Annotated in this window: 11 protein-coding genes; 1 reads left to right on the forward strand and 10 read right to left on the reverse strand. The window is 64.6% G+C overall.

Translation table 11 applies throughout. The features are described 5' to 3' along the window. Window positions 1–160: 160 nt before the first annotated feature. The 8 genes from ACQPW1_RS09140 to ACQPW1_RS09175 all read right to left on the reverse strand — a co-directional run bounded on the left by ACQPW1_RS09140 (window position 161) and on the right by ACQPW1_RS09175 (window position 9,722). Window positions 161–1,081: an MBL fold metallo-hydrolase gene (locus tag ACQPW1_RS09140; RefSeq protein WP_433662295.1), complete on the reverse strand. Its 921-nt coding sequence runs from the start codon at window positions 1,079–1,081 to the stop codon at window positions 161–163. 43 nt (window positions 1,082–1,124) lie between these two features. After that, window positions 1,125–2,120, reverse strand: coding sequence for an amidohydrolase family protein (locus ACQPW1_RS09145; RefSeq protein WP_433662296.1), 996 nt, complete (start codon window positions 2,118–2,120; stop codon window positions 1,125–1,127). Then, on the reverse strand, window positions 2,117–3,601 hold the full coding sequence (locus ACQPW1_RS09150) for a GMC family oxidoreductase (RefSeq protein ID WP_433662297.1): 1,485 nt from the start codon (window positions 3,599–3,601) through the stop codon (window positions 2,117–2,119). Before ACQPW1_RS09150 ends, ACQPW1_RS09145 begins: the two co-directional genes overlap by 4 nt. A 196-nt stretch (window positions 3,602–3,797) precedes the next feature. Further along, entirely contained in the window at window positions 3,798–4,547 is a 750-nt protein-coding gene (locus ACQPW1_RS09155) for a glucose 1-dehydrogenase (protein ID WP_433662298.1), read from the reverse strand. Window positions 4,548–4,655: 108 nt separating this feature from the next. Next, complete coding sequence (locus ACQPW1_RS09160) at window positions 4,656–5,675, reverse strand: alcohol dehydrogenase catalytic domain-containing protein (RefSeq protein ID WP_433662299.1); 1,020 nt, start codon at window positions 5,673–5,675, stop codon at window positions 4,656–4,658. Between the two features lie 222 nt (window positions 5,676–5,897). After that, complete coding sequence (locus tag ACQPW1_RS09165) at window positions 5,898–7,130, reverse strand: phthiocerol/phthiodiolone dimycocerosyl transferase family protein (protein WP_433662300.1); 1,233 nt, start codon at window positions 7,128–7,130, stop codon at window positions 5,898–5,900. 42 nt (window positions 7,131–7,172) lie between these two features. After that, complete coding sequence (locus ACQPW1_RS09170; protein WP_433662301.1) at window positions 7,173–8,147, reverse strand: amidohydrolase family protein; 975 nt, start codon at window positions 8,145–8,147, stop codon at window positions 7,173–7,175. An 18-nt stretch (window positions 8,148–8,165) separates the two neighbouring features. Next, window positions 8,166–9,722, reverse strand: a complete 1,557-nt coding sequence (locus ACQPW1_RS09175) for an aldehyde dehydrogenase family protein (protein WP_433662302.1) — start codon at window positions 9,720–9,722, stop codon at window positions 8,166–8,168. A 251-nt stretch (window positions 9,723–9,973) separates the two neighbouring features. On the opposite strand from ACQPW1_RS09175, the gene ACQPW1_RS09180 reads away from it, so the two are divergent. Next, window positions 9,974–10,978, forward strand: a complete 1,005-nt coding sequence (locus ACQPW1_RS09180) for an Lrp/AsnC family transcriptional regulator (protein ID WP_433662303.1) — start codon at window positions 9,974–9,976, stop codon at window positions 10,976–10,978. Between the two features lie 147 nt (window positions 10,979–11,125). Here ACQPW1_RS09180 and ACQPW1_RS09185 read toward each other — a convergent pair whose 3' ends face one another. Both ACQPW1_RS09185 and ACQPW1_RS09190 read right to left on the reverse strand, forming a co-directional pair. After that, complete coding sequence (locus tag ACQPW1_RS09185) at window positions 11,126–11,509, reverse strand: hypothetical protein (protein WP_433662304.1); 384 nt, start codon at window positions 11,507–11,509, stop codon at window positions 11,126–11,128. A gap of 171 nt (window positions 11,510–11,680) precedes the next feature. Beyond that, window positions 11,681–12,742 carry a methyltransferase domain-containing protein gene (locus tag ACQPW1_RS09190; RefSeq protein WP_433662305.1) on the reverse strand — a complete coding sequence of 354 codons (1,062 nt, stop codon included), beginning with the start codon at window positions 12,740–12,742 and terminating at the stop codon, window positions 11,681–11,683. Window positions 12,743–12,767 lie beyond the last annotated feature (25 nt).

Genomic DNA, 12,767 nt, shown 5'->3' on the forward strand with positions numbered 1-12,767 from the left:
GGTCAGGCCGGGCCCGCAACGGCGGCTGACCGGTCGACGGGGGTGATCGGCAGGTGAAGCGCACCCGGCGCGGCGGCGGGGACCGTGGGCTGGTTCTGTGCGACCGGGCTGATCCGCTGATACGTCGGGTCGTTTTTGGTCGGTTGTTCTGGCGCCCCTGTCAGGGGAGGCGGCGGGGTGTGGGCAGCAGTGCCGTTGCGGGGACTGGTTCCCAACCGGCGAGCCCGTCCTGGTCTCGCACGACGCGGCCGAATGCTTGGTCGCCGAAATGGAATGCGAACCCGATCGTTTGGGGTTGCTCGAGTTCGGTGATCAGGCGGTTGCGTGCGGTGCGTACCGCGGTGCGGTCGACGTCGGGTTTGGATGGCCAGTCCGGATGTGTGAGTTGTGCCGGGATGTGGAAGCCGTCGCCGAACACGATGATCCGCCCGGAGCTTGTGGAGATGATGTAAGAGGTATGGCCTGGGCTGTGCCCTGGTGTGACGAGGGCGTGGACGCCGGGGAAGATCTCCTCGCCGTCGGTGATGCGGGTGTGGGTGCCCGCCATCGGCTCGATCACTGTGGGCCGCGGTGGTGCGCCGGGGATGATTTCACCGCGTCCGTGTGGCGCCCATTCCTGTGCGGCGACCAGGTAGCGGGCGTTCGGGAAGAATTTGTGGCCGTCGGGTCCGAATGCCCATCCGGTGTGGTCGATGTGGAGGTGGGTGAATGCCACGGTGTCGATGTCCGACGGTGCGTGCCCGAGTTCGGCGAGCACTTCTGGCAGTGCCCCGCAATTGACGGGGCCGACGTAGGTCTGCCCGAGTGACACCTCGCCGGTGTAGGGGCCCATGCCGGTGTCGATCAGTAGCCGTCTGTTGTCTCGTTCGACGAGCAGGCCGCCTGCGGATAACGGCACGAATCCGTTAGCGTCGAGTAGTTCGGGATGGTCGGCCCAATGTTCGGCGGGGATGTCGGGGAAGAATCCTGCCGGCGTCAGTCCCATGGCGCCGTCGACCACGTAGGTCAGTCGTACCTCACCCAATTGCAATGTCCGCACCGCTGACTGCTCGTTCAGAGCTCCTAGAACCGAGAACAACATTGGTGCTCTCCTATCTCCTTGGTCTGACGGGCATGCTCGACTGCTACTTGGCCAGCCCGAGCAGTCGCTCCGCGTTGAGATGAGCGATCTTTTCTTTATCGCCAGGGCTGATGGGCAGGCTGTCGAGGAATTGCTTTCCTGCGGTGTTGGTGCTGTACGGGTAGTCGACGGCGAACATGATTCGGTCGATGCCGATGGCGTGGACCGCGCTGGCGAACGGGGCGTAGTCGAATACGCCGCTGATGGTGATGTGAAAGTTCTGGGTGAAGTAGTGGGGGATGGGTCTGTCGAGTTTGACGAGTTTGCCCATCCGGTCCTCGACGCGCCAGATCATGGAGGGCAGGGTTTCGCCCATGTGACCGATGATGATTTGGAGGTTCGGGAAGCGGTCGAAGACGCCCCCGATGATCAGCCGGAGTGCATGCAGCCCGGTGTCGACGTGCCATCCCCAAGCAGCGGTACCGAGGATCTCGGTGACCACCGGCGAGAATCCGGCATAGCAGGCATCGAAGACAGCCTGTGGTGGGCGGGTGGGGTGCAGGTAAATCGGCACCCCCAGCGCCTCGGCACGCTCGAAGACCGGCCAGAAGAACTCGTCGTCGAGGTACCGGCCGCCGACGTGGCCGTTGACCATGGCTCCGCGGAAGCCGAGTTGTGAGACCGTGCGGTCGAGCTCGTCGGCGGCCGTCTTGGGCTCTGACATGGGCAGGGTGGCGAACCCGGCGAATCGATCGGGGTGGGCCGAGACCGCTTCTGCGATAACGTCATTGGCCTCCGCGGCCAGCCGGACCGCCGCCGTGGATGCGAGGGATTCGGTGGCCGGAACGGTCTGCGACAGCAGCTGCATGTCGATGCCCGCCGCGTCCATATCGGCCAGCCGCCCGTCACCGAGATCGGTAATGCCCGCTGGTATCTCGGCGCCTTTCTGCCATTGCCCGGCATCGGCGAGCAAGTCGTACATTTTCGTGAGCGGATGATCCGCGTTCGCCTCGCGTAGCGCCCGAGTGGTGAAATGCTCTTCCAGGGCAATGATTTTCACTTGATCCTCCTAGGCGCGAGTTCGGCTGCGATGTGTTCGGCGGCCATGAGCACGGTGAGGTGGATCGCCGCGGAGGGGACGTCGGGGAAGATCGAGGCGTCGACCACCCGCAGCCCCTCGACTCCGAAGACCGCTCCGAGCGGGTCGACGACGGTGCCGATCGGGGTGGTCGATGAATAGTGGTGATAACTGTTCACAGTGGATTTGATGGAGGCGTCGACGTCCATCGATCCTGGGTTGAGTTCGTGGTCGATGAGATCGGCCAGCGGGCTGGTGGCCGCGATGTGCCGGGCCAGCGTGATGCCTTCGGCCATCCTGCGGGAGTCGGTGCTCTCCGCGAGAAGGTTGAGATCAACGCGAGGGTCGATGTGAGGGTCGGTGCTGGTCAGAGTGAGGGTGCCGCAGGAGACCGGTCGGACCAGTCCGATCGAGAGCAAAAACGCGGCGCCCGTCGGGCTCACGCTTTGATCCCCAACGTGAGAAGCGACGATGTGTAGGTCCAGTTCGTCGCCGACGGCTTCGGAACTGGCGGTCCATACTTTCGCGCCGAGCACCGGAGTCGGTTCGCCGATCACGTCTGGTTTCGCGGCGTAGACGTTGTGATAGAACGGGTGGTCATACAGGGTCTGGCCGACCGGGAGGTCCGCGACCACATCGATGCCGAGTGCGGAGAGGTGGGCGGCGGGGCCGATCCCGGAGCGCAGCAGGATCGCGGGGGTGCCGATGGCACCCGCACTGAGCACCACCTCCGCGGCTCTGAGCTGAGTGCCCCCCGCGAGGAGGACGCCGACGGCGCGGCCGCCTTCGGTCAGCACCCGATCCACCAACTGATCGCCGAGGATGGTCAGGTTGGGGCGGGAGCGGACGGACTCGGTCAAATACGCCATGCCGGTATTGACCCGGACGCCGTCGACGATGTTCATCGGATACGGCCCCACGCCTGCGGGTTTGGGGCCGTTGAAGTCGTCGGCGGCCGGGATCCCGGTGGCGAGCGCGGCATCGACGAATGCGCGCTGCATGGTGCTCAGTTCGGTGCGATCCAACTGGTGCACGGGCAGCGGGCCGCTGCGGCCATGCCACTGATCACTGCCCCCGTCGGCGTTTTCCAGCGTTTTAAATGCGGGCAGGACATCGTCGAACGACCAGCCCGCGATATTCCACCGGGCGAAGTCCGCCTGTGTCGCCCGGACCGCGATCGCACCGTTGATCGCGGAACCACCGCCGAGAACCTTGCCCCGGTAGAGGGCCACCGGGTGACCGACGACGCCCGGTTCGGAGATCGTGCCCCAGTCATGGCCGGTCGCGCCGCCCAGCACATTGCTGGAGGAGACCGAGGGCGGGTAACCATCCGGCGGATATACCGGGCCCGCCTCCACCAGCGTCACCCGCTGTGCCGGGTCCTCGCTCAACCGGGCGGCCAGCACGGCACCGGCCGAGCCACCACCGACGATGAGGACGTCCACGGTTTTCTCTTGTGTCATGGTCAGAGCCTTTCGCGTGTGAATTGTTGTGCGCGAGTACCTTCCAGCAGCCTTCTGTGTTGTCTTTCAGACTGTGATGCGCATCAGGTCGAGCCGGTCACCGTTGAGGGTGAAGGTGAAGTCCGACGGCCCGTTGAAGCCGTTGCCGCCGACCTGGGCGCTGACGGTGACGGTGTCTCCGGTCTGATTGGTGTGGCTAGTTGCTGGAGCCGCCGTTCATGAGAATTTCTTCGCCGGTAATGAAGAACGAGGCGTCGCTGGCGAGGAATTCGGCGACATCGGCAACGTCGTCAGCGGTGGCCAGTGCCCCGATCGGCACCGAGTCCAGGAGTTCCTTTTTGTAGGGGTCGTCGTCGCTGACGCCGGCGAAGATTCCGGCTCCCTCGATGGGGCCGGGGACCAGGGAATTGACGGTGACCTTGCGGTGTCCGATTTCCTGGGCCAAGACTCTGACGAGGTATTTGGGTGCGGTTTTGCTGGTGCCGTAGAGCCCGAGTCCTGGGTGTGGGCGGGAGGTGGAGCTGGAGGCGATGTTGATGATCCGTCCGCCGTCGGCGACATGGCGGGCGGCGGCCTGCAGCACGAAGAACGGGCCCTTGGTGTTGATGCGGAACAACAGGTCGAAATCGTCTTCGGTCACCTCGGTGACAGGGATGTTGACCTTTTCGATGCCCGCGTTGGCTACCACGATGTCGACCTTTCCGAACGCGTCGAGCGCCACGGCGAACAAACGCTCGATCTCGGAAACCTTGGACACATCTGCCCGCACGATGATCGCTTTCGCGCCGGCCGCGCTCACGGCATCCTGGACCTCCTCGGCCGCCGCCGTGTCTTTGGCGTAGTTGATGACGATGTCGGCACCTAGTTCGGCGTAGCGCAACGCGATGGCGCGACCGATGCCACGGGATGAGCCGGTAATCACGGCCACTTTTCCGTGCAGGGACATAACGGAATCCTTTGCTGTCGTTGTGGTGGGCGACCATCGCCACCAACCCGGGTGGCTGTCCTCGGGACTTGCCCCGGCCGAGTCAGCCACCCGTATGGGGGTTGGGTATCAGTGGTGGTCGGGGAGCAGAACTGAGCGATAGCGCGCGTTGGACATGTTCTGGAAGGCGGCTTCGGCGTCTTTGAGGGAGTAGGTCTCCACCAGGGGACGAATGTTTTTGAGTGCGGCGAAGTTGAGGGTGTCTTCGGAGTCCTTGGCGTGTCCGCTGTACCAGCCGGTGACGGCACGGCGGCCGAATACCAGTAGCTCGGGGTTGAGGTCGAGGGATTGGTGGTCTGCGGCGATCACCACAAGACGTCCGCCGGGACGCAGACCCGCGAGCAGATCGGCTTGGGCGGGACTGGAACCGACGGTGGACAGCGCAACCTTGGCACCACCGAGGCGGGTGAGCGCTTCTCCGACACTGCCCTCGTTGCTGTCGATGTAATCGTCGGCGCCCAGCTCCCTGGCGATGCCTTCCTTGGTGCGTCCGCGGTTGATGGCAATCGTGTGGAAGCCCATCTTGTTGGCGAACTGGATCGCGAGGTGGCCCAGGCCGCCCACGCCATGTACGGCGACCGTGTCGCCCGGACCCGCTTCGGAGTGACGTAGCGCGTTGAAGGTGGTGATGCCCGCGCACATCAGGGGTGCCGCGTCCTCGAACGACAGCGCGGCCGGGATCCGAGCAAGTGCGTCTTGCGGCGCGATCGTGTACTCGGCGTAGCCGCCGTCGTAGGACAGGCCGACGATCTTGCGGTCCACGCAGAGCGCGAACTCGCCCTGACGGCAGTAGTCGCACGTCATGCAGCTGCCGCCGTGCCAACCGATACCGACCCGGTCACCGACCTGCCAGGCGGTCACGCCCGATCCGACGGCGTCGACCTCACCGGCGATCTCGTGTCCCGGCACGCGTGGCAAGGCGACGCCGAGCAATCCGAGCCTGGCCAGGTTCTCCCCGCCGCAGACGCCGCAGGCATGGACCTTGACGCGGACCTGGCCTGCTGCGGGTTCGGGGATCGGGATTTCGGCCGAAACGAATTCCGCGCCGGCCTTGACTACCTGCATCGCGTGCATGGTGGAGGTGCTCACAGTCGTACTCCCTTGTGTCGTCATTTGATTGGGGTTCGGCGTGCCGTGGAGTCGCTCGCGACACATCGCTAGGTGCTTGGTCGACCGCATCAGGGGAAGCCCTCTCCGGTGTTATCGGCGCTAACGATTACATGATACTAGCGCTAACTATCGCCGCTACCAACTCTTTGTTATCAGCGTTACATGACCGTTGCTGAACGGTCCACGCAAGCCAGAGTCTCGCTACAGGACCGACAACAGCCGGCTTCGCAGTGCCGCGACGATCTCCTCTGACGTGTTATCCGGGTCAGTGACGAGCAGGTCTACGCTCAGCCGACCCTGGAAGCTGAGGATCACGAATTCGAACAACGGGTTCGTCGTTGGTGCGGCGACCGCCACGTGGGCGTCGAATTGGAAGAGTGGCCAGAGGTCTTCGAATTCGAGGGCCTCCGGATGCCGCAGCGCGGGGACTTTGCCCCAGTTCGTTGCGTAGGCCGACGCTGGTGCCTGTCGAAGCTGGTACGTCACGGCCGGTGGAGTCGCGGTAATCTGCGTGGCCTCGTCATGAATTGTGTGGTCGGCCAGATCGGCAGCGAGCCTTCCCCCGATTGCTCGCGCAATATCCACGAGTTCGAACACGCCGTCTTCGGTGATGTATCGCGCGGTGCCCAATACATTCGTGCCTGCCGTCAAAGCGACCGGAGGCGAGATGCGCGACCGCAAATCGACGAGAAAGGCATAGGGTATTTCGGTCAGCGGCACGTTACTCACATCGGCAACGGCAAGCAGGATCGCCGCTGAGACCAAGCCGTTGATCGTCGCGCCTTCCCGGTGACCGAGGTCGACCAGCGCCCTGGTCTGAGTCTCGTCGAGCTGGCAACGCAGGCACCACTGCACCCATCGGCGGCGCTCGGTGTCTGTCTCCGCCGATGCATCGCCGGGTGCTGCGGGGGCGGCTCTGACCTCGACAGCGCCGATCCCGCGTTCAGCGAACAACGCCTCCATCGACATCGGGTACCCGTGCTGCGCGACCGCGGGAGCGGCCACTCCCTCAGCGAAATCGGTGTACAGCGACCACAGATCGGCCAGCACCGCCAGCGCGTGGTGACCGTCGGCGACGCTGTGTTGGGTCACCAGAGTCACGTTCGCGCGATCGCCGTCCCGAACCACATGCAGCTCACATATCGCCCGGGCCGGGTCCAGATCCTGATCATGGAAGACGGTCTCGATATTGCCGTCGAACACCTTCAGCGCCGACGGCAACGCCGACGAGCCGACTATCGCAGTCCCCTGATGATCGACGGCAAGACGCGATCCGTGGACCGGATGCGCACGACGCAGGGCGTCGAAAGCGTCTGACAACGCCGTGATATCCAACGTGCCCCGCACTCGGACCGAGTATCCGACGAATACTCCCCGATCGACATACACCGCTTCGGTCGGTGCCAACAATCGAATTGCATCGGTGACAGTCATAGCGGTTCTCCTTAATTTCAACCGGGGACTACCGCGCTTGCGTCACAGGCGTAACAGGGCGCGGGCGTTGGTGGTGGCGATCGCGGTGCGTGTGGTCTGGTCCAACGGCAGGGTGTCGAACCATTCGGCGGCCTCGGACATGGATTCGAACGGGTAGTCGGTGGCGAACAGGATCCGCTCGGCGCCGACGACGTCGAGGACGTGGGCCAGTGCGGTGTGGTCGAAGTTGCCGCTGGTGGTGAGGTAGAAGTTGTTTCGCAGGTAGGTGCGAAACGGGTGGCGGGCGGGCACGCCGCGCGGGGCGATGCCGATGCGGTGGTCGGTGCGCCAGATGTTGAACGGGACGAGCTCGCCCAGGTGTCCGAGGATGACATTGAGGCCGGGGTAGGTGTCGAACAGCCCGGATCCCATCAATCGCAGTGCGTGGGTTCCCGTTTCGACCGAGAACGCCCAGGCTGCCGAGAGCAGCCAGGGGTGGTCGCGGTAGATCTGCTGGCGGCTGGGCAGTGGGTTGCGCGGGTGCAGATAGACCGGCACGCCGAGTTGCTCCACGACGCTCCAGAACGGCCAGTATTCGGGTTGGTCGTAGTAGTGCGCGGATTCGGCGGTGCTGATCTGGGAGTATCCGTTGACCAGCGCGCCGACACAGCCCAGCTCGATGACCGCGCGCTGTAGTTCAGCGGCGGCGGCGTCGGGATCCTGCAGGGGCAGCACAGCGAACGCGGAGAAGCGGTCGCGGTGGTCGGCGATAGCGTCGGCGATGTAGTCGTTGTGCCAGCGCGCGGCGGTGGCGGCGTGCGCGGGCTCGGTGAGGGCCTGGATGCCGGGGGCCATCAGCGACAGCACGCTGTGCTCGATGTCGGCGGCGTCCATCAGCCGCAATCTGTCGCCGGTGAGGTCGGTCAATCGTGTGTGCATGGCGCGGCGCGCCGCGAGGGTGAGGACCTCCTCGGTGCGGTCGAGCAGCTCGGAGCCGGGGACGCCGAAGTGCTCTTCGAAGGCGATTTTGCCGGGCATGAGGACTCCTTGGCGTGGTCAGTCGAGGGTGAATCCGGTGCGCTGAAGCTGTCCGGAGTAGTCCAGATACACGGATTTGACTTCGGTGAACTGCTCGATCACCGACGGCCCGGTTTCGCGGTGGCCGTTGCCGGTGTTCTTGATCCCGCCGAACGGGAACTGCACTTCCGCACCGATGGTTGGCGCGTTGAGGTAGACCATTCCGGCTTCCATGCGATGCACCCAGGCCAGCCCGCGGCTGGCGTCGCGGGTGTAGACGGCCATGCTCAGCCCGTATTCGGTGCCGTTGGCCACCTGTAATGCCTCGTCCTCGTCGTCGACCACGGTGATGGAGACCGTGGGACCGAAGATTTCTTCCTGGGCGACTCGGTCGGTGGGTGCGACGTTGCCCAACACTGTGGGCTGGTAGTAGTAGCCGCCCGCGGCGTCGGGGACAGGGCGGCCACCGGTCAGTAACTCGGCTCCCTGACTCAGCCCGATCCGGGTGTAGGAGTCGACCTTGTCCAGTGCGGCCTGGTTGACCAGCGGCCCGACTTGCACGCCCTCGATCAGCGGATCTCCGACGCGCAGCGCGCGCACCCGGGCAACGAAGCTGTCGGTGAACTCCGCGGCCACGCGCCGGTCCACCACGATCCGGGAGGAGGCGGTGCAGCGTTGCCCGTTGCTGGCGTATCCGCCCCACACCGCGCCGTCGACGGCCAACTGCACATCCGCGTCGTCGAGCACGACGATGGCGTTCTTGCCGCCGAGTTCGAGGCTGACACGTTTCAACAGCGATCCGGCGACCCCGCCGATTGTGCGTCCCGCCGCGGTCGAGCCGGTGAAACTGATCATGTCGACCCCGGGGTGTGCGACCAGTGCTTGCCCCGCCTCGCCGCCACGACCGGTGACCACGTTGACCACCCCGTCGGGGACCCCGGCCTCCTGGAAGATCTCGGCCAGCAGCAGCGCGGTCAGCGGTGTGTCCTCGGCGGGTTTGAGCACCACGGTGTTGCCGCACATGATCGCGCCGATGATCTTCTGGCCCGGGGTGAGCACCGGCAGATTCCACGGCGTGATCAGCCCGACGACCCCGATCGGCTCGCGCAGGGTGAACCCCATCCGCCCCGGGGTCTCCGACGGGGAGGTCACTCCGGTGAAACGGCGGCCTTCCCCGGACATGTACTCCGCCAGTGCGGCGGCACCACGCACGTCGTAGCCACGGGCTTCGTCGTACACCTTGCCCATCTCCCGAGAAACCAACCGGCCCAACCCATCCCGGTGTGCGTGCAGCCGTTCAGCGATTCGGGCGAGGATCTGCCCACGCTGTGGCGCCGGGGTGTCGCGCCACCCCGGAAACGCGGCGTGCGCGGCGGCGACCGCCGCCTCGATATCGGCTGCGCCCGAGGCGGGGACGTAGCCCAGGATCTGCGTGGGGCGAGCGGGGTTGGTGCTGGCCATCACCGCCTCGTCGACGGCCGGTCGTGGTTTGCCGCCGATCAGGTTGCCGTAGTAGGGAATTGCGTCATGCTCACCCAGGCGCGTGAGCTCGGGCAACAGTTCGGTCGAAGCGGCGTGCCTGATGTTGGTGGTCATGTCGGCTCGCTTTCGGTACAGGTGATGGGTGGATGTCAGCGGTGGTCTCAGTGCGATGTGTGCAGCAGGACGGGTTTGATGGCGGAGACCCGAACCGGATCCGGTAAGCGCACTGAGCAGGGCTGGTAGCTACCGGCTATGATGCGAAACAGGGCATCGGGACGCACCTAACCGCGGGCTGACGCGTGTTATCCGAGAAAATGTCGTCGTTTCACATCGGTATCCGACGTTCGAGAGCCGGAAGGTGGACAATGTCGACCACATCGATGACACGGGCCGCTCGCGTACCCGGTGGCATCGACGAGCTCGATCGGCGCCTGATCCAAGCCCTGCAGCTCGACGGGCGGGTGGCGTTCACCCGGCTGGCGGCAGTGCTGGAGGTGTCCGACCACACCGTGCGGCGGCGCTACTCCACGCTCAGGTCCACCGTCGGGCTCACCGTGCATGGCGTGACGATCCCGCAGGCGATGGGCGAAACCGAATGGGTGCTCCGAATCCGCTGTGAACCGCGTGGCGCGCTACCGATCGCCGAGGCGTTGGCGAAACACTCAGACACCGCGTGGGTCAGCATGACCGCTGGTGGCTGCGAGATCGTCACGTTTCTGCGCACCCGCCAGGGGCGGCTAGGCCTGATGGACAAGCTGGGCGACACCCCGCGCGTTCTCGATGTCACGGCTCAATGCTTGCTGCACCCGTTTTACGGCGGCACCGACAGCGCCATCACCAAATTCGAATTCCTCACCCCCACCCAGCGCAACAGATTGGTCCGCGAGGCCACCCCCGCGCTCGCGCTGTCGTCGCCGACACTGACCGATTCCGACCACAGGATGGTCGAGTATCTCGCCCGCGACGGCCGCGCCACGGCACGCGAACTCGCCGGCGCCACCGGGCTGCACGAGGCCGCGGTACGTGCCCGCATCGAGGAATTGCGGCGCGTCGGAGTGTTGTATTTCGACCTCGACTACGACAAACGTGCCGTACTCGGTTGTGCTGTCACGGCCCAGATCTGGTTATCAATCAGCCCCGATAAGCTCGAGCATGCCGGTGCGGTGCTGGGCACACACCGGGGTGTGGCGGCGGTGGCGGCCACCACCGGGACCAGCAACCTGCACGCCTACGTCCTTGCCCGCGACGAGACCGCGCTTTACACCTATCTCACTCAGGAACTCGCCCACCTCCCCGGATTACAACGCTATGAAACCGCGCTGGTCACACGCACTCTGAAGACCACAACCACACCGCATCGGTTTCCGTGAGCCAAGCCAGCCCCGATATCGAAGAGGTGCGCTATGGCATCGACGACACTCATACGCGGAACGCAATTCGGGCCCCTTGTTCCAGCAATGAGCGGCAGTCGGCCGATTTCCCTGCGGGGCAATGTCCGCGCCGTCGGTAAGCCTCGGTCACCGGCATGAGGCGACCGCGTCGGCGTCGGCGGTGCAACGCAATCGAATATCGACGCGCTTGTTGGCGAGTTCCTTCACAACTTTGTCTTTCGCCTCCCGCTCGAGCTGCTTGGTGAACCGACTGTCCGATGGCAAGCAATGAAACGCAATCACGGCCGCCCTGGTGGTAGGCACTGCCACCGGCTTGGTCGAGAAGCAGGTCATTTCGTTGTGCTTGACGACCAGGGTGCGCATCGTCTGCTGGGGCGCAGCGACTGCCGCCCCGTCGAGAAGGGTGGTTGCTGCAGCAATGCTCCAGACGATCGTCAGTGTTGTTGCGGCCCTGCGCAATCCGGCACCCAAAGCCGCGGTGGTAATGACGTCTGCGTGAACACACAGCATGGATACTCCTCGTTCCTGGTACACCGAAGCCGAGTAACGTACTGCGGTGTAATCGGCGGGATGTTCTTCTGCCCGCTGCTATTGCGGATGCTCAGCCGCTGCGAACGGGATGACAGGCATGCGAGGTCTTGGCGTGCTCGTCGCAGGATCCATTCGGCTCAGCTCCGATCGCTAGGCCAGGTCTCGCACTTTGTGGAACCGCAAGGCGCGGAACTCGTAGACATTGTTGGTAATACATCGATACATGCGCGCATGCTCTCGGATCGACCGCAGCAGCCTCGATTCGGTTGCCTCGGTGAGCGCATCTTCGGATTCGAGTTGTGCCAGTTGCGAATCCGCCCAGGCGATACTCCATAACCAATAGTCAGCACCTTCGGCGGTGACGTCGACATTGCGATCGAGGGTGAACCCGCTGGCCTGCGCGGCCGCGATGTACTCGGCCAGCGGACCGATGTCGATTGTCCAGTACCGATCTGCCGGTGCCTTGCCCTCGGGCTTGGTCAGCAGGACATCCTCGATGCACAGGTACGCCCCTAACGGCAGCGTTCGCGACGCGTTGGCGAAAGCCGCGTGTCGGTCCATATGAACGAACGCTTCGTTGGACACCGCCGTGTCGAACTTTCCTTGTGGATGCGCGACAGTGAAGTCCTCGACCGTTGTCGAGACCAGGTGAGCCATCCCGGCGTCGTCGGCCAACTGTGCTGCCAGCTGAGCTTGCGCTGGTTCGATAGTGAGGCCGGTGACTTCGACGCCGAAGCGCTGGGCCCAGTAGATGGCCGGCCCGCCCAGGCCACATCCGATATCGAGCACCCGACCGCGAAACACCGTCGCGGCCTCCCAGATATCGGCGCACCGATCGAGGTAACGGGTCTGGCCCTCGACGATTCTTCGGCGAAGCTCCGCAGGCGTGCCGTCATGCGGTGGCCCGCCGGTCATAACCGCGGCATGGAAGTGCACCTGCGGACCGGGACCGTACCGGTGCAGAATTTCGGCGTTCTTGCGAAGGTAGTACGCGCGCACCGCTGACGGTGACGCTGTGGGCATCGGCGCAGCTGGCATATCTTCCACGATCGGGCTCCCGTCCATAGGGCTGGGAATGATTGCGCGACATGGCTTTCCGGTGACCGCGAGAAATGAATCTGACCCAGCACAAGTCACCGGGATCTCAGTATCGGTCATCCGGCGATCGTGCACAAGGTCAAAGCGCGCGGATCGACAACCCATCGCATCCATTCCGCGAACACACACCTCGGATAAC

Source organism: Nocardia sp. CA-128927 (assembly GCF_050955855.1).
Taxonomy (GTDB): Bacteria; Actinomycetota; Actinomycetes; order Mycobacteriales; family Mycobacteriaceae; genus Nocardia.

Excerpts from the sequence above, each read along its gene's own strand:
- ACQPW1_RS09140 (WP_433662295.1), bottom strand. The coding sequence starts at position 1,081 with ATGTTGTTCTCGGTTCTAGGAGCTCTGAACGAGCAGTCAGCGGTGCGG.
- ACQPW1_RS09150 (WP_433662297.1), bottom strand. The coding sequence starts at position 3,601 with ATGACACAAGAGAAAACCGTGGACGTCCTCATCGTCGGTGGTGGCTCG.
- ACQPW1_RS09155 (WP_433662298.1), bottom strand. The coding sequence starts at position 4,547 with ATGTCCCTGCACGGAAAAGTGGCCGTGATTACCGGCTCATCCCGTGGC.
- ACQPW1_RS09165 (WP_433662300.1), bottom strand. The coding sequence starts at position 7,130 with ATGACTGTCACCGATGCAATTCGATTGTTGGCACCGACCGAAGCGGTG.
- ACQPW1_RS09170 (WP_433662301.1), bottom strand. The coding sequence starts at position 8,147 with ATGCCCGGCAAAATCGCCTTCGAAGAGCACTTCGGCGTCCCCGGCTCC.
- ACQPW1_RS09175 (WP_433662302.1), bottom strand. The coding sequence starts at position 9,722 with ATGACCACCAACATCAGGCACGCCGCTTCGACCGAACTGTTGCCCGAG.
- ACQPW1_RS09180 (WP_433662303.1), top strand. The coding sequence starts at position 9,974 with ATGTCGACCACATCGATGACACGGGCCGCTCGCGTACCCGGTGGCATC.
- ACQPW1_RS09185 (WP_433662304.1), bottom strand. The coding sequence starts at position 11,509 with ATGCTGTGTGTTCACGCAGACGTCATTACCACCGCGGCTTTGGGTGCC.
- ACQPW1_RS09190 (WP_433662305.1), bottom strand. The coding sequence starts at position 12,742 with ATGGATGCGATGGGTTGTCGATCCGCGCGCTTTGACCTTGTGCACGAT.